The sequence below is a fragment of the Acinetobacter sp. MF4642 genome (assembly GCF_002018925.1).
GTDB lineage: Bacteria > Pseudomonadota > Gammaproteobacteria > Pseudomonadales > Moraxellaceae > Acinetobacter > Acinetobacter johnsonii.
Map to the genome: position 1 here is coordinate 120,116 of NZ_MVON01000003.1, position 16,706 is coordinate 136,821.

The following is a 16,706-nucleotide window of genomic DNA, read 5'->3' on the forward strand; positions in this document are numbered from 1 at the left end:
GATACCCACTCTTATATTCTTAATTTTTTGTAGATTCATAAATTAATATCAATTTTGCATGTAACATAAACAAGATATATTGCACAATATAATTGCTGTTTTCATTGTGTAGTGCTTGCAGTTAAGCGCTCTTTTGATACACTCGAATCCCCTTTTAATTTTTAACGCACCGAGGCAAAGTGACATGAAAGTAGGTCTGGTCGGTTGGCGCGGGATGGTTGGTTCCGTCCTTATGCAACGTATGGTTGAAGAGAATGATTTTGCTCATTTTGAGCCATTTTATTTCTCTACCAGTAATGCAGGCGGTGAAGCGCCTGCGTTTGGCGGTAAAACTGCCCCAGCACTTATGGATGCATCAGACATTAACAGTCTGAAGCAAATGGATGTCATTATTACCTGCCAAGGTGGCGACTATACCTCAGAAGTTTTCCCGAAGCTCAAAGCAGAAAACTGGACAGGCTATTGGATTGATGCGGCATCTACACTTCGTATGGAAGATGAAGCCATTATCGTGCTTGACCCTGTCAACATGAACGTGATTAAAGATGGTTTAGTGAATGGCACCAAAACATTCGTGGGCGGTAACTGTACAGTTTCACTGATGCTGATGGGCTTAGGTGGTTTATTCCAAAACAATTTAGTGGAATGGGCAACCTCGATGACTTATCAAGCAGCATCGGGTGCTGGTGCGCAAAATATGCGTGAACTCATCTCTGGTATGGGCTATTTGTACAACAACACCAAAGATTTGTTAGATGACCCACGCTCTCCAATTCTAGATATCGACTCTAAAATTGCGGAATTACAACGTGGCGAAGGTTTCCCTTCAGCAAACTTTGGCGTGCCATTAGCAGGCTCACTCATTCCTTATATCGACAAACAATTAGACAGCGGTCAGTCGAAAGAAGAATGGAAAGGTCAAGTTGAAACCAACAAGATCTTGGGCAACCAGCAAATCGTTCCGATTGACGGTCATTGTGTGCGTATTGGTGCGATGCGTTGTCACTCTCAAGCTTTAACATTAAAGCTGAAGAAAGACGTGCCTCTCGATGAAATCGAAGATATGTTACGTAGCGCAAACCAATGGGCAAAAGTGGTTCCAAATACCCGTGAAGCGTCTATGACTGACTTAACACCTGTGGCTGTAACGGGCACGTTAACTGTTCCTGTTGGTCGTCTACGCAAATTAAATATGGGCAAAGAGTACTTAGGTGCTTTCACTGTCGGTGATCAATTGCTTTGGGGTGCTGCGGAACCCTTACGTCGTATGCTCCGTATCCTGATTGACTACAAAAATACTTAAGCATTTACCCGCTAAAGTATTAAGCCGATCACACTTGATCGGCTTTTTTTTGTAACCCTGATGTTAACGTTTTACAAATAACACACAACTCGCTAATCTATAATTTTCGCTTTGCGATCTGTGACCGAGCTAAAGATTAAGATGACCGTAAATAACAAATTAAAGATAGCCATTTTAGCCATTATTGCTTCGCAAAATGTGAATGCGATCATTGTCGATCCTATTCAAATTCAATCTGCACCTGGGGAGCTATTGTATGCAGAATTGAACTTTCACGATGCCGATCCGAATGCTCCGATTCAAGCCAGTCTAGCCAGCGCAGAAGATTTAATGTCTCTTGGTGTCATGCATCAGCCGCCCAGTAATCTGAACTTTTTTACCCGTCGTACCAGCGCCAGTACAGGTGTGATTACGATTACTTCTTCACGCCCTTTAACTGAAGCGGAACTGAACATTGTCGTCAAAATCAAAGAAGGCAATGCGGCACGGCTACAACATATTAAAACAGCCAATAAACGCTCGGCAGCACTTCAAGCCCGTACGAATAATAATGAAAAAGCCTTAAAACCGGTGGTGATTGTCAACGAAAAAGATATTGCGCTGAACTTACCTGTTAGCACACAATTCAATAGCTTAAAAACAACAGCTGCGCCGACGACAAACACGACACCACTCAAACTCAATAACCATACCCCACCAAGCATGAGTGCGACCGCTATTACAGCGCCAACGCAAGTTATTTCAGTAGCGTCTACACAAATTGCAGCAGCTGCTCAAACATCAACTCCACGTGCTGAACCGATTACTCAAGCGAAAAAATCGGCAGATCCGTTAGTGCAAAAGTATGCCGATTCAGTTCAAAAATCAGATGCGCCAATTTCAGCACAGGCTAGCCCTCAAGCTAGTCCATCGACAGCAAAAACAATACCTGCTGCCCCTGCAACTACTGCACGCCAAGCCGCACCTCAAAGTGCCCATGTAGTTCGGTCAAATGAATCTCTCTGGGGCATTGCATCGCGCATTGCTGCTGATGAAAACCGTCCTGTCGGTGAAGTCATGCAACAAATTAAAGCCAAGAATGAACATGCCTTTATTCAAGGTGACGTAAATCGCTTACGTCGTGGTGCCAACCTCAATTTAACAGGTCTACAAACAGCAAAATCAGAACAAAAAGTCTCCGTTTCATCACTTCCAAAACAGAGCTCACAGCAATCTGGCAAGGCGAAATACCGCCTCAATCAAGCCGAGATGAGTTTGGTGGCAGAGAAAGAGCAAGATTCAAGCCACGGTTCTGCCAAGAAGTCGACACAAAAGAATCAAACATCAAACGAGTTGTCATTAAAAGTTATGACATCCCGTGAAAAAACCGTTAAATTACAGAGAAACGTAACACAATTAGAAGTGGCACTTAATCAGAAAGATCAGAGAATTCAATTACTAAACGCTCGTCTTGCACAATTGCAACAACAATTGAAAGCACAACAAACTGAGAAAAAGCCAACACACTAAAGTGTTATTTTGATTATTTGATTTTGGATGAACTTGCACAAAGACAAGTTCAAAAGGGGTAAAACATGCTTATTTATGTGATTCCATTTATCTTACTATTGGTTGTTGCCATAGTCTTAAAAAAGCGTGAGGCGAGTAAAGAAGCAGAACCAAAAACTCAAAAAGCGGTTGTTGCAAAAAACAAAGCCAAAAAAACCAGTTCGTCTAAAAAATCCCCGCAACAAACTCAAGTCATTGAAGATGTTGTTGCTAAAAAAGCCACGACACCACTCGCCACAGATCTACGTAATAGAATTGAAGGTCAAATTCGCGACCGCAATTTCTTCTCAGCTGAAGCACAAATCAACCAAGCCCTAAATAAAGACAATTCACAACACGAATTATATTTACTGCTGCTCAATATTCACTTGCTCCAAAAAGATGAGTTTGCCATTAGCCAATTGCTGAATCATTTACGTTCTTTAGAACTGGATGATATTTTGGCGCAAGCAGAAGCCAAAAAATCGGATTACGATCAATTACATCAAAATAGCCGTGACACGATTGAGTTTAAACCAACTGAAATTACGCCATCTGCACCAAAACCTGTAGAAGCAACCAATACTGCGGACTTTGATGCCCTGATGTCATCAAATAATCCTGCGCCCGCTCCTGTGCAGGCTTCTGTTGTTGAACCGGTTCAAGACATTAAACCGCTTGATTTTGATACCTCAGCATTTACCACCACAACAACAGCTCAACCTGAACCGAGCATCGAAGTTCAAAGCTTAGATTTTGATATTTCTAGTTTAAATACGCCAACGGCAGAACCAGCCAAACCTGCTGAAGAACTTAAACCGCTCGATTTCGGTTCACTCTCTTTAGAAAGCACGCCGGCTCAACCAGCAGAAACTGCTGCAGCCGACATCCAACCTTTAGATTTTTCATTCAATCTCGACACAGCGCCGACAACAACGCCAGAAGCAGAAATTTCGCCGCCTGCCGTAGATGAGCGTCCTGAATTTACATTTGATTTTTCAAGCGAATCCACAGCCGAAGCTGCAAAAGATATCCCTGCTTTTTCTTTCGATACGGTTAGTCCAAGTGAAGCGATAGTAGAAGAAACACCAGCAGTTATTACGCCAAACCTCAGTTTTAGTCTAGAGTCTACTGCACCTGCCAATACGACAGATCAAAGCGATCCTCTGGTGCAGTCTTTCCCTCAACTGAACGAAGTCAATGAAATACACTTAAACCTTGAATTGGCTGAGCAATACATTCAACTTGGCGCTTTCGAAGCTGCACGCGAAATTTTGGTTGAACAAGAACCAAATTACTCTACGGAACAACGTCAGCAAGTAGAACAGTTACTGAGTCGCATAGCATCCTAAGCCATTTCGTTTTAAACTAAAGCAGTCATCACCGACTGCTTTTTTTATAATGAAAAAAATTGCGCTTATCTATATGGGTGGAACCTTTGGCTGTATTGGCGAACCCTTACAACCAATGCCTGCCGAAGACTTTATTCCCAAGCTCACACATGTGTTGCCCATTCATCTCGACATAGAATGTTTTATTGCACCTGTCATTAAAGACAGTAGCGCCTGTACGGCTGCAGACTGGTTATTGCTGATTCAGCAGATTCAACAATTGCAACTGCAACAATTCCAGCATTTTGTCGTGATTCATGGCACAGATACCTTAAGCTATGCCAGTGCTGTCGCGGCACACTTTATTGCAGATTCCGCACGTGTGGTTTTCACAGGTAGCCAATATCCATTGCTTAATGTACAAGGCACAGATACGCGTGAATTTAGCGATGCGATCAGTAATTTGAATTTTGCCTTAGATGCCGTGGTGAAACATCCTGTTGGCGTGTATCTGGCTTTTCATCAACAGGTATTGCATGCGCAAACCGCGTTAAAACGACATACCACAGAACTGGATGCTTTTACAGGCGTCATGGCTGAACAGCCGATTCCACATAGCTTAAAAAAACACATAGTACAAACAGGTGATGTAGAACAATCTCGCCAGTTCAATTGCCTCAATCTGATGATGCAACCTGTTGCCTTAGCTCAACAATTGCAGAATTTGAAAAACCTGCTTACAGCCCCACCACATTTCCTCATTTTGCAAGGTTTTGGAACGGGTAATTTAGCTGTGAATGCCGAGTTGATAGCACTTTTCGATGAATTTTACGCGCAAGGCTGTATTGTTATCTTAAGCACCCAAGTCCCTTTCGGCCGTACTGATCAACGCTATGCAGTTGCCGCGTGGACAACCCAAGCCAAAATAATTGTCAGTGATTGCCTTGGGCATGCAGATCTGTATGCCAAAGCCCTCAAAATGTATTTACAATACCCCAGCGCTGAAGCACGCTTCAGCCATTGGCATGATTTGGGTTAATTTGAGGTACATATGCAACGTTTTGCGATCGGCATTGAGTTTTGTGGAACACACTATCGTGGTTGGCAAACCCAGCAAACAGGTGTGATCAGCGTACAAGAGACGATTGAAAAAGTACTCTCTAAAATTGCCAATGAACCGATTAGCTTACATGGTGCAGGTCGTACCGATGCGGGCGTCCATGCCACCAATATGGTGGCGCATTTTGATAGCTCGGCACTTCGTTCAGAGCGCGGTTGGTTAATGGGCAGCAACAGCCAACTGCCAAAAGATATTTCGATCCAGTGGATCAAAGCGATGGATCAAGACTTTCATGCACGCTTCAAAGCGCAGGCACGTCGTTATCGCTATGTCGTTTATAACCACCCGCAACGTCCTGCTCTTATGCATAAACAAGTCACACACGCTTATTATGCGCTAGATGTACCGAAGATGATGCAAGCTGCGCAAAAGTTCGAAGGCACGCATAACTTTGAAAGCTTCCGTGCAGCCGCATGCCAATCCAATCAACCTGTGCGCCATGTCAGCCATTGTCGCTTGATTCAACATGGTCCATATTTGGTCCTCGACATTCAGGCTGATGGCTTCTTGCACCATATGGTCCGTAATATCATGGGCTGCTTACTGGAAATTGGTCAAGGTATGTATGAAGTCGAGCATATTGAGGCTATTTTCGCAGCAGAAGACCGTAAAGCCGCAGGTATTACTGCCCCTCCTGATGGGTTGTATTTCATTCATGCCGACTATCCAGCGCAGTTTGAGCTACCTAAGCAGCCGCTTGGGCCGCACTGGCTAAATATGCCTGAATAATTTATTTTTGGATCCTCCACCTAGCCGGCTTTTTCAAAGGAGGGGGAGAAATTCCTCCCTTTTATAAAGGGAGGTTAGGAGGGATTTCTTAACGCTGCTTACGCTTGCGATATTCCACTGGGGTTTCATTGGTCCAGCGTTTAAATGCACGATAGAAGGTACTTGGCTCAGAAAAGCCGGTCAAATACACGATACGCTCTACACTTTCAGCAGTATTGGCCAAAAGTTTTTTCGCCAAACGGCAGCGATAATCGGACAAAATTTGCTGGAAGCTGGTATTCGCCTCACTAAGTTGTGTACGTAAACGCCTTGGGGTAATACTGAGCTGTGAAGCCACTGTTTCAAGTGTGGTTTCGCCACTTTCTAGGGTTGAACCTATCGCGCGACGCACTTCACCCACCAAATCATAGCGGGCTAATTCTTGAAGTTTTTCAATCGCTAACTGCTCATGCAGTTGCAATAATTCAGGTTCCGCCTGCCACAACGGATAAGCCAAAATACTTGGGTCAAAATATAAGCGAGTTTCTTTTTGCCCTAGACTAACAGGGCACTCATATACGCGGAAATACTCATCATCAAACGCGCCTTTACTGAAGTTAAAATCAATATAGATCGGTTCAAAGCGCCCTTCAGTAATAAATTTAAAGAACCGCAAAATACCGGACATCGCACATTCAGAAAAATGTCGATTGACTAAATTTTCAGCCCAAGGTTGTTCCCCATTGGTCAAATAACAACGGTCATCTTCAACCACCAACTTGGCATGAAAGGCATCACTGATCAATCGCTGATAAGCCAAAGCGCGTTTCAAACCCTCACCAAAGTTTTCCGATGAAATAAACAAATGCTCAATCACTTGGCCACGGTATAAAGGCAGATTTTCACCCAAATGTAGACCGATGTCTGGATCTCGGCTCACCTCTTCTGCCGCCACCCAAAAAGCGTATTGTGCGCTCAAAGGCGTACGCTCATTGGTTTCCATCTGATTTAATGCAACACCAGCCTTTGTTAAAATTTCTTCTGTTGGCAACCCTGAACGACGAATCGCTTGGTAGCCTAATCGCAATACAACCGATGCATCCGTTAGCTGACCCACGCTAGAACCTTCCTTGTATGTTCTTCATTTATACATAAAACATTAAAATTAGATTAACTGCGATTGACCGAACTGACAACAACTTATACAGTTTTTTTGTTGAAAATATTTATTCCTCTTGTTCGCTTATTTTACTGACAGATGATCAGGCAACCGCCCATTCCGCCTTGTTTTATGCAAAAAAATTGACTATAATTTGCGCCTTTCCAATTTATTCATTCAGGTAGGCTATGGCCAATAAAGAGGAACTCATCGAGTTCGAAGGCGTTGTCACCGAGACGCTTCCTAATACTATGTTTCGTGTACGTTTAGAAAACGGTCATGAAGTGATTGCTCACATCTCTGGTAAAATGCGTAAACACTATATTCGTATTTTGACTGGCGACAGTGTTAAAGTAGAAATGACACCTTATGATTTGTCTAAGGGTCGTATCACTTATCGTGCGCGCTAAGTTTTAGCGAAGCGAAAAAGCCACTTTTTAAGTGGCTTTTTTAATATCTGTGCTCAGACTAAATATTATAAATCGACTATATTTAAACCAATAATCAAACTATAATTCAATGCGATAACAACTTAATACGCCTAAACAATAATGAAAATGACTTCAATGAAGCGAGCAATTTTACTGTTCCCAATACTCTGTGTTGCTTGCGCCACAACAAGCCAAACTCAGCTCAAGCAAACCTTACAACACTATATCGGACAATCGTCAGATCAAGTTCAAAATCAACTCAACCTCAATAGCATGGGCTATAAAGTGCTCGGTGCTCCTGTACATCCCCCTGAGAAACTGACCTACACTCTGTTACGTAATATGCCTATTCCGATGAGAACCCCAACCTTGGAACCAGTGTCAGTATGGGGGCGCCCATTCCGACACCTTCCAGCGGTAGCCTGAATATTGAAATGAAATGCAAAATTGAGTTCAGACTGCATGATGATCTTGTGGAATCTATTCACTACATCGGCAAAGCGTGTTAACGGCTGCGTTATGGTAAGCCGCCTATATACCGTTTATCTCAAATTACTCGAAACATACTCAAACGAACGTTCAGATATACAATACTAAAAGGGTCTTTCTCTGCTTAGGGGATGATCATGAAGCCCTTTATTGTCAGTTTCTTTATTTCCATCTGCTTTCTACTCCTTCAAGCTTGCAGCAGCTCTCCAGCGCAACACCAGACCGTCGTTTCACCCACTAAAATTGCGCTCCCTGACTATTTAGAACAATATATCGGCCAAGATGTATCGAGCATTCGGCGCGAACTCAACTTACGTAAACTCGGTTATGAAACCTTAGGTGCGCCGATTCAAACACCAAACCAACTGAGTTATACCATTGTCAGACGGATTCAAATTCCAACCCCTATGCCCACTATGCGTAGCGACAGCAGTGTCGGTGCAATTCCTATTCCCACACATACACCTTTTTATGATGTTCAGTTAGAGTGCCAAGTCCACTTCTGGTTAAAAGATAATATTGCGCAATCAATTCAATATCGGGGTAAAGCTTGCAAAGGTTATTAAATCTTGAGCATAAAAAAACGCAGCGGATGGCTGCGTTTTCAAATTATTTTTGGCTTAGTTCAGTGCAGCCACAACCGCCTGCCCCATTTCCGCAGTACCTACTTTGCTCATGCCTTCAGACATGATATCAGCGGTACGCAAGCCTTGATCTAGGACATTGCCTACTGCATCTTCAATCGCTTGAGCAGCAGCTTCTTCACGGAAGGTATAACGCAACATCATAGCCACTGAAAGAATAGTGGCTAATGGGTTGGCAATATTTTGTCCTGCGATATCAGGCGCCGAACCATGGCATGGCTCATACATCCCTTTCGCATTTTCATCTAAGGATGCTGATGGCAACATCCCAATTGAACCTGTCAACATCGCGGCTTCATCAGACAAGATGTCACCAAATAAGTTACCTGTCACAATCACGTCAAACTGTTTAGGCGCGCGCACCAATTGCATTGCAGCATTATCGACATACATATGCGATAAGTTAATGTTTGGATAGTCAGCTTCTTTCATCGCCGTTACGGTTTGCTTCCAAAGCTCCGTCACTTCAAGGACGTTGGCTTTATCAACAGAACAAACTTTACCACCACGTAAACTGGCCATTTCAAAAGCCACTTTCGCAATACGCTTAATTTCAGACTCAGCATAAACGTCGGTGTTAAAACCTTGTTTTTCACCATTCTCAAGTTCACGAATCCCCCGTGGCTGACCGAAATAAATCCCGCCAGTTAATTCACGAACGATAAGAATATCAAGACCTGCTACAATTTCAGGCTTTAAGCTTGATGCATCTGCCAATTGCGGATACAAAATAGCTGGACGTAAGTTCGCGAATAAATTCAATTCACTACGAATTTTTAACAAACCACGCTCTGGACGGATCGAACGCTCAATGTTGTCCCACTTCGGACCACCTACCGCACCAAGTAAAATTGCATCTGCATTTTTAGCTTGTGCTGCGGTCACATCTGGATAAGGTGAACCGTGTGCATCTATGGCAGCCCCACCGAGTAGGCCCTGTTCCCACGTTAAACCTAAATTGAATTGATCATTGACTCGTGTAAGTACCTGTTCTGCGGCTTTTACAATTTCAGGACCAATGCCGTCACCAGCCAAAATCAAAATATGTTTAGACATGAAATATTCCATTGTTGGTGAGTTCTGACTCACACGATTAAAGTTTTTGTTCTACAAACTCGCCCAAGCCATTTAAGACATTGTAAGGTTTGCAAAAACGACGAATTGTTCTTTGGTTTTGCTTTAAATCGACACATAAAGGGTCAGGTGCAGACATATTCAACAAACTTCCCTGATGTCGACTGCGCGCACGGAACATCCTAAAGGTGTAGCGTTCCGCAGGCTTAAAACGATGAATGACATGCAGCGTTTCAGCGCGATCGACCGAAACGGGATAGAAGCGAATCACCAGTTCATGTTGCCCCGCTGGCACTGACAGAAACAAGGCATTCGCTTCATTCAAATCATCTCGTTTTAGACGCACGACCTTCTCTCGAATGGCCTCACGGCTGACACGATGATTGTCGGCATTCACAATTTTGATCTGATTCCATCGTTCAAATTCGCAGTTCACTGTACCAGTACAGTAAAGCTGTGCATTATTTTTACTCGCTGGGGTATCCTGAATCCGCTTTATGCTTGCCGTATTCATGCTTTGGCAGGCAGTTAATGTTCCCACCAACGCCAGTAGAGCGATACGACTGTAACTCGTCACCATTGTTCAAGCCCAACCTTTACCAGTAGCAAAACGTTTGAAATTCTTTTGCTCGATATTAACAAGAGATGGCCCCAAGCACTAGATGCATCGAATTTTCAATTAAGCATGAATTTCAGCAAACACCCACGGACGTGATGCTTTGGTCTTTTCTTCATAGGCTTTGATGTCATCTGCAACCTGTAAAGTTAACCCAATATCATCCAAACCATTTAACAAACAGTGCTTACGAAACGGATCAACTTCAAATGTGAAGGCTTCACCCGATGGTGTACGCACTTCTTGCACGTCCAAATCAATCGTTAGCTGATAACCTTCTGTTGCTGCACATTCTTTGAAAAGTTGATCAACAATTTCTTCAGACAAAATCACAGGCAACATGCCATTTTTGAAACTATTATTAAAGAAAATGTCGGCATAGCTGGGCGCAATCACAGTACGGAAACCATATTCTTCCAATGCCCACGGCGCATGTTCGCGGCTTGAACCACAACCAAAGTTCGCACGAGAAATTAAGATGCTTGCACCTTGGTAACGTGGCTGATTCAATGCAAAATCAGGGTTTTTAGGACGTTTGGAATTGTCTTGTCCCAAAAAACCTTCATCTAAATAACGCAACTCATCAAATAAGTTTTCACCAAAACCCGTGCGCTTAATGGATTTCAAAAACTGTTTTGGAATGATCAAGTCTGTATCGACATTGGCACGGTCTAAAGGTGCAACGATACCCTGTTCAACGGTATATTTTTTCATGTCTATGCTCCCAAGCCCGAATTAAAATGAACGCACATCGACAAAGTGACCTGCAATCGCTGCTGCGGCTGCCATTGCTGGGCTCACCAAATGCGTACGCCCGCCATTGCCCTGGCGACCTTCAAAGTTACGGTTAGAGGTCGATGCACAGTGCTCACCGGGTTGTAATTTGTCTGCATTCATGGCTAAACACATTGAACAACCTGGCTCACGCCATTCAAAGCCCGCTTCAATCAAAACTTTGTCTAAGCCTTCAGCTTCTGCTTGCGCTTTGACTAAACCAGAACCCGGGACCACCATCGCCTGTTTAATGGTACTTGCCACTTTTTTGCCTTTGGCCACTTCTGCTGCGGCACGAATATCTTCAATGCGAGAGTTGGTACATGAACCAATAAAGACACGGTCTAACTGAATATCTGCCAACGCCTGACCTGCGGTTAAACCCATGTAGTTATAAGCACGCGTCCAATCATTGCGTTGCACTTCATCTTTGGCTTGTTCTAAAGTCGGTACCGCTTGAGAAACTGGAATCACCATTTCAGGCGATGTGCCCCAAGACACTTGCGGCTCAATCTCTTCACCTTGCAACACCACCACGGTGTCAAAATGTGCGTCTGCGTCCGAATGTAAAGTGTTCCAGTAAGCCACTGCTGCATCCCACTGTGCGCCCTGTGGTGCATATGGACGGTCTTTGACATAGGCAATGGTTTTGTCATCGACAGCAACCATACCTACACGTGCACCGCCTTCAATCGCCATATTACACACCGTCATACGACCTTCAATCGACATATCACGGAACACTTGACCACCAAACTCGATGGCATGACCTGTACCGCCTGCAGTACCAATTTTACCGATGATGGCTAAAACCACGTCTTTCGGTGTTACGCCCTGACCCAATTGACCATCAACACGCACCAACATGTTTTTCATCTTCTTTTGAACCAAGCATTGGGTTGCCAATACATGCTCCACTTCAGATGTACCAATCCCGTGCGCCAAACAGCCAAATGCACCATGTGTTGCCGTATGAGAGTCTCCACACACCACCGTCATACCTGGTAAAGTCAAACCTTGCTCAGGCCCAACCACGTGTGCAATGCCTTGACGCACATCATTAATGTCGAACTGCACCACATTAAAAGCTTTACAGTTGTCGTCTAAGGTCTGAACTTGGATACGTGAAGTATCATCTTCAATACCTGCAATTCCCTCTGAACGCTCTTTGGTCGATGTTGGAACGTTATGATCAGGGGTTGCCACATTCGCACTTAAACGCCATGGTTTACGACCCGCAAGTTGTAAACCTTCAAAGGCTTGCGGAGAAGTCACTTCATGTAATAAATGACGGTCGATATACAATAAAGCCGAGCCATCATCGCGTTGTTTTACTAGGTGGTCATCCCACAATTTGTCATACAATGTTTTTGCTTGTTGGTTTTCGCCTGCCATGTCGATTGACTCCACTGGACTGGGTAATTCTTTCATTAAAATCGATTATAGCGACGATTTCACATAAATCTAATTTATCATTTTTATTAATTTGAAAACTTTTTGGAATTATTTTAAATTTATACCTCTTTGTTTCAATCCCTTTGATTACAAGCCCTCACCGCTGGTTTTAATTCAAGCCCTATACGCCTATTTATCAACCTGTTGTAGGCCTCACAGTATATTTCCCTGCTCAGCCATGCAAGGTTTATCTCCCCTATTTAGACCAATACTTTTTAAGGCTCGCTTCGTTGATGTGAATAGAAAGACAGCGACCTATTCCTAGACAAAAGAATAAAATCTACAGAAGCTTGTTTTCTCACGTCAAACATTCCAAACAGTCGACTGCATCGCCTTGCATTCAAAAACCCAATCACGAGCAATCAAAATTTCATTTTGACTTTATTAATGATAATAATTACTATTTACAAATGAAAGGCATTATTGAGAGGGTATTTATCATGGCGAACATTCAGAAATTTGTAGCGAACAATCAGCGCATATTCAAAAAAACCCTAAGCTATTACATCATGCACATTACCGTGGCCATGATTGTGGCTTACTTTGTCACAGGTAACTTATGGATGGCGGTCACACTCAGCTTATTAGAACCAACCGTACAAGCCTTCGCATTCTTTTTCCATGAACGTATTTGGGAGAAAAAGAACCGTACCACCGAAGAAAATATTCCCGCTTAAGCCTTTATATCAAGCGCCCTCTCAACTCTCCAAAAGATCACATCAAGTGATCTTTTTTTATTTTAGTCCAAATCCAATAAGCTCCCGTTCATTTTAAAGATCGCAATTCATATAAAATTATTTTATAATTTAATTATACTTTCATAACTAGATTATCCTTATGAATCTTGCAGCCTTCGAAGCTTTTGTAAAAGTCATGGAAACCGGCTCTATTTCTTTAGCCGCAGATCAGCTCTTCATTACGCAACCTGCTGTAACCAAACGTATTCATAGTTTAGAAGAATATTTTGGTGTGAAACTGTTTGAGTCTGCGGGTCGTGGTGTACAAGCCACGCATGCCGCACATTCACTGCTGCCTAAAGTTAAAAACTGGCTCAATGAACTGGGTGACATTCACCATACCTTGAGTCATGAACAAGGCATGGTCCAAGGCAAACTCAAAATTGGCACCAGTCACCATATTGGTTTACATCACTTGCCGAGCCATTTGCGTAGCTATGTGCAAAGCTTTCCAAATGTCACCTTAGATGTGCACTTTGTTGACTCCGAGCAAGCGCATGAAAAAGTACTGGCTGGCGACTTAGAATTGGCTTTTTTGACGCTTCCACCCAAACTCGATGAACGTTTGCAGTACGTCACCATTTGGGAAGATCCTTTAGTTTTTGTAGCAGCGCCGTTTCATCCGCTAGCACAAATGCAAAACCTACAACTCGAAGACCTGATTCAATACCCAAGTTTATTGCCTGCATCACAAACCTATACCAGCCAAATCACACTAGCAGAGTTTGAAAAACAAGGGCTGAAACCTAAAATCACCATGAGCAATAATCCACTCGAGTCGATTCGTATGTTGGCCTCGATTGGACTGGGTTGGTCAGTGCTTCCAAAAACGATGATTAACCAAGACCTACAGCAGTTGAATGTGAAGTTCGAAATGAACCGTCAACTCGGTATGGTTTGGCATCCGGGCAGAACCCAATCTCGTGCGGTACAAGAGCTGATTGCAATGATGAACTAAGCTTTGCAAAATAAAAAAACCATCCACAAGGATGGTTTTTTTATTTTGCGCGAGCGAATTAAGAAGCACTTATAGCCAATGCAACCAGCCCAAACCAAATCACCAGCAAGATCGAACCTGCTACGAGATTTGTACCCCCACGATTTTCTAATTCCGTATTGACGTTGCTATTTCCAAATTGGCGAATTTTGGCAATCTGCTGATCGACATGATGCTTATACAAGGTATTCCCAAACATTCCAAATGCTACGGCCAAGCCAATATTTGCACCAGAACTTTCAATCCCCAAAAGTATTTCAACCATCCCTATGACCACAATCAAACCAATGGCCATAAAGCCATAACTGTACATTTTTCGATAAAATAACCAGACCACACCTAAGAAAAAGGCGGCAATATTAAAGCCTGCATATTGTTTCTTTGGCGTGATTTTTTCAAATTGAGCTTGATAGTAAGACTCATATTTCGCACCGACAAACAGGGCACGATCTTGTTCTAGTTGATTAACTGAAGCGACATGTTCTAAAGACGTAGAGTCAGGAAAAGCTTGATGATCGAGAGACATAAATTTCTACTTTTATCTTATTTTTATAAAGAGAGGCAAAGCTTCGACGCTCAGCCTCTTTAAGCTCAGTTTATTTTTGAATCAGTGAATCTTCATGCAGGGATTCATTCAGCTGATCTACAATAATGGCCCACTCACCGTCCGATTTAATTTTTTCTGCCAAAAACTGACGTTGTGCTTCAGTCCAATACTCTGCATCAACAATCTTGGTTTGTGCGTTGAGCTGATGCGTTACAATAAACAACGCGATGGCCTCTTCACTCGCATCTAAACCGAGTTGCTCAAACAGGTGGGTCATTCTTGGTCGTACACTCATATTTTTCTCCACGCTTATGTTCTAATTTTTCATAGTCAAAATAGTTTTAGCCAAGGTTCAACATAGCATATTTGGTTAATTTTCCAAGATCAGCCCACCTATAGCCCCACTATTTTATCTCTTTCAAATAAAAAAGACTGCCCGAAAGCAGCCTTTTTAAACAACTAAAGACAGATACTTAAATCGACCAGTCTTGAATTTCCCATGCCTGCTCTTTAGCCAATGCTTCTAGGCGGTCATCTGGATTGACGGCAATGGCATGGTCAGCGTATTCCAGTAAAAAGCGATCATTGATGGAATCTGAATAAGCCCAAGACTCGCTAACATCACGCCCTGCAAGCCATTGATCTAAACGCGTCAATTTGCCTTTTTGGTAGCACGGCGTGTTGATCACTTTGCCCGTGTATTTACCCTCAACCACTTCAGCATTGGTCGCAATAATTTCACTAATCCCAAACTCACGGAAAATCGGTGCGGTAATAAAATCAGAGGTTGCGGTAATGCCAACCAAAGCATGTCCAGCATCGCGGTGTTTTTCAATAGCAGCAAAACCTTCGGGACGCATTTGCGGGTGAATCACTTTGTGCATGAACAGCTCATGCAGTTCAGTAAGGTAGGCATTGTCATGTTGAGTTAAAAATTCAAACACAAATTCATTATAGGCAATCGGGTCGAGCTGCCCTGCTTTGTAGTCTTCATAAAATTTATCGTTCATGGCGCGATGGCGAACTGGGTCGACCAAGCCTTCATTCACCAAAAACTCTCCCCAAGAATGATCTGAATCGGTGTTTAACAAGGTGTGATCGAGATCAAATAGCGCCAATTTCATGAAAATACTCGTAAAAACTGAAATTTAAGAAAAAATTTGTAAATCTATCTCCGCTAGTCGATAGAAATTCGTTAAGATCATAGCAATTTTAACATTTTTAAACTTTGCTTTTTTCGAGTTGGATACAGAAATAAAAATCCCCGATCGCAAAGTCATAAATTACACAATATTTAGGTAGCCAAATGATCGATTCGGAAGGTTTCCGACCCAATGTCGGGATCATTTTGGCAAACGAGTTTGGACAAGTTTTATGGGCAAAACGCATTGGACACAATGCTTGGCAATTTCCACAAGGAGGTATCCAATATGGAGAAACCCCTGAACAGGCACTTTATCGTGAGCTGAGAGAAGAAGTTGGCTTACTGCCCGAACACGTCCAAATTGTAGCGCAAACTAAAGGTTGGCTGCGTTATCGTTTGCCTCACCGATACATTCGTACAGATTCCGATCCCGTATGTATTGGACAAAAACAAAAGTGGTTTTTACTCAAACTCACTGCTCCCGCTCAGAATATTCGTTTGAATTTGTCTGATCCGCCTGAGTTTGACCAATGGCAGTGGGTCAGTTATTGGTACCCGCTGGGGCAAGTTGTGAATTTTAAACGCGATGTATACCGCAAAGCGATGGTGGAGCTGTGCAATCAGCTCCCTCAAAAAAAGCCTTAAAAAAT

General features: G+C 43.0%; 19 protein-coding genes. 11 read left to right on the plus strand and 8 right to left on the minus strand.

Features of this window, described 5'->3' with window-relative positions:
• Positions 1 to 184: 184 nt before the first annotated feature.
• The 5 genes from asd (at position 185) to truA (ending at position 6,010) form a co-directional block, all read left to right on the plus strand.
• A complete protein-coding gene (gene asd / locus MF4642_RS02780; RefSeq protein ID WP_004692521.1) occupies positions 185 to 1,303 on the plus strand; it encodes an aspartate-semialdehyde dehydrogenase in 1,119 nt (372 codons plus the stop codon).
• Positions 1,304 to 1,444: 141 nt separating this feature from the next.
• The gene (locus MF4642_RS02785; RefSeq protein ID WP_078425237.1) at positions 1,445 to 2,812 is read left to right on the plus strand and encodes a FimV family protein; all 1,368 of its coding nucleotides are present in this window, start codon (positions 1,445 to 1,447) and stop codon (positions 2,810 to 2,812) included.
• 65 nt (positions 2,813 to 2,877) lie between these two features.
• Entirely contained in the window at positions 2,878 to 4,182 is a 1,305-nt protein-coding gene (locus MF4642_RS02790; protein ID WP_078425238.1) for a hypothetical protein, read from the plus strand.
• Between the two features lie 49 nt (positions 4,183 to 4,231).
• Positions 4,232 to 5,200 (plus strand): asparaginase, encoded by a 969-nt coding sequence (locus MF4642_RS02795; RefSeq protein WP_078425239.1) that lies wholly within the window; start codon positions 4,232 to 4,234, stop codon positions 5,198 to 5,200.
• Between the two features lie 12 nt (positions 5,201 to 5,212).
• Positions 5,213 to 6,010: a tRNA pseudouridine(38-40) synthase TruA gene (gene truA / locus MF4642_RS02800; protein WP_078425240.1), complete on the plus strand. Its 798-nt coding sequence runs from the start codon at positions 5,213 to 5,215 to the stop codon at positions 6,008 to 6,010.
• A gap of 88 nt (positions 6,011 to 6,098) precedes the next feature.
• Here the strand turns inward: truA and MF4642_RS02805 are convergent, their stop codons facing one another.
• Positions 6,099 to 7,106 (minus strand): AraC family transcriptional regulator, encoded by a 1,008-nt coding sequence (locus MF4642_RS02805; RefSeq protein ID WP_004692528.1) that lies wholly within the window; start codon positions 7,104 to 7,106, stop codon positions 6,099 to 6,101.
• 230 nt (positions 7,107 to 7,336) lie between these two features.
• On the opposite strand from MF4642_RS02805, the gene infA reads away from it, so the two are divergent.
• The 3 genes from infA to MF4642_RS02820 all read left to right on the plus strand — a co-directional run bounded on the left by infA (position 7,337) and on the right by MF4642_RS02820 (position 8,634).
• Positions 7,337 to 7,558 (plus strand): translation initiation factor IF-1, encoded by a 222-nt coding sequence (gene infA / locus MF4642_RS02810; RefSeq protein WP_004692529.1) that lies wholly within the window; start codon positions 7,337 to 7,339, stop codon positions 7,556 to 7,558.
• A 156-nt stretch (positions 7,559 to 7,714) separates the two neighbouring features.
• Positions 7,715 to 8,005: a hypothetical protein gene (locus MF4642_RS02815; RefSeq protein WP_227518502.1), complete on the plus strand. Its 291-nt coding sequence runs from the start codon at positions 7,715 to 7,717 to the stop codon at positions 8,003 to 8,005.
• A gap of 200 nt (positions 8,006 to 8,205) precedes the next feature.
• Positions 8,206 to 8,634 carry a hypothetical protein gene (locus MF4642_RS02820; protein ID WP_078425241.1) on the plus strand — a complete coding sequence of 143 codons (429 nt, stop codon included), beginning with the start codon at positions 8,206 to 8,208 and terminating at the stop codon, positions 8,632 to 8,634.
• Between the two features lie 54 nt (positions 8,635 to 8,688).
• On the opposite strand, the gene leuB is transcribed toward MF4642_RS02820, so the two are convergent.
• The 4 genes from leuB to leuC form a co-directional block, all read right to left on the minus strand.
• A complete protein-coding gene (leuB, locus tag MF4642_RS02825) occupies positions 8,689 to 9,768 on the minus strand; it encodes a 3-isopropylmalate dehydrogenase (RefSeq protein ID WP_078425242.1) in 1,080 nt (359 codons plus the stop codon).
• Between the two features lie 37 nt (positions 9,769 to 9,805).
• Positions 9,806 to 10,366, minus strand: a complete 561-nt coding sequence (locus tag MF4642_RS02830; RefSeq protein ID WP_005400864.1) for a hypothetical protein — start codon at positions 10,364 to 10,366, stop codon at positions 9,806 to 9,808.
• Positions 10,367 to 10,465: 99 nt separating this feature from the next.
• Positions 10,466 to 11,116 (minus strand): 3-isopropylmalate dehydratase small subunit, encoded by a 651-nt coding sequence (gene leuD / locus MF4642_RS02835; RefSeq protein WP_010325843.1) that lies wholly within the window; start codon positions 11,114 to 11,116, stop codon positions 10,466 to 10,468.
• Positions 11,117 to 11,137: 21 nt separating this feature from the next.
• Positions 11,138 to 12,571: a 3-isopropylmalate dehydratase large subunit gene (gene leuC / locus MF4642_RS02840; RefSeq protein WP_078425243.1), complete on the minus strand. Its 1,434-nt coding sequence runs from the start codon at positions 12,569 to 12,571 to the stop codon at positions 11,138 to 11,140.
• 500 nt (positions 12,572 to 13,071) lie between these two features.
• On the opposite strand from leuC, the gene MF4642_RS02845 reads away from it, so the two are divergent.
• Positions 13,072 to 13,308 (plus strand): DUF2061 domain-containing protein, encoded by a 237-nt coding sequence (locus MF4642_RS02845; protein ID WP_004692541.1) that lies wholly within the window; start codon positions 13,072 to 13,074, stop codon positions 13,306 to 13,308.
• 160 nt (positions 13,309 to 13,468) lie between these two features.
• Positions 13,469 to 14,326, plus strand: coding sequence for a LysR family transcriptional regulator (locus MF4642_RS02850; RefSeq protein WP_004692542.1), 858 nt, complete (start codon positions 13,469 to 13,471; stop codon positions 14,324 to 14,326).
• A gap of 58 nt (positions 14,327 to 14,384) precedes the next feature.
• Here the strand turns inward: MF4642_RS02850 and MF4642_RS02855 are convergent, their stop codons facing one another.
• The 3 genes from MF4642_RS02855 to MF4642_RS02865 form a co-directional block, all read right to left on the minus strand.
• Positions 14,385 to 14,891 (minus strand): DUF2628 domain-containing protein, encoded by a 507-nt coding sequence (locus tag MF4642_RS02855; RefSeq protein WP_078425244.1) that lies wholly within the window; start codon positions 14,889 to 14,891, stop codon positions 14,385 to 14,387.
• A 70-nt stretch (positions 14,892 to 14,961) separates the two neighbouring features.
• Entirely contained in the window at positions 14,962 to 15,207 is a 246-nt protein-coding gene (locus tag MF4642_RS02860; RefSeq protein ID WP_058868869.1) for a DUF2789 family protein, read from the minus strand.
• 178 nt (positions 15,208 to 15,385) lie between these two features.
• A complete protein-coding gene (locus MF4642_RS02865; protein WP_078425245.1) occupies positions 15,386 to 16,036 on the minus strand; it encodes an HAD family hydrolase in 651 nt (216 codons plus the stop codon).
• A 182-nt stretch (positions 16,037 to 16,218) separates the two neighbouring features.
• Between MF4642_RS02865 and MF4642_RS02870 the strand changes: the two genes are divergently transcribed.
• Positions 16,219 to 16,701, plus strand: coding sequence for an RNA pyrophosphohydrolase (locus MF4642_RS02870; RefSeq protein WP_004692547.1), 483 nt, complete (start codon positions 16,219 to 16,221; stop codon positions 16,699 to 16,701).
• The last annotated feature ends 5 nt before the right edge of the window (positions 16,702 to 16,706 follow it).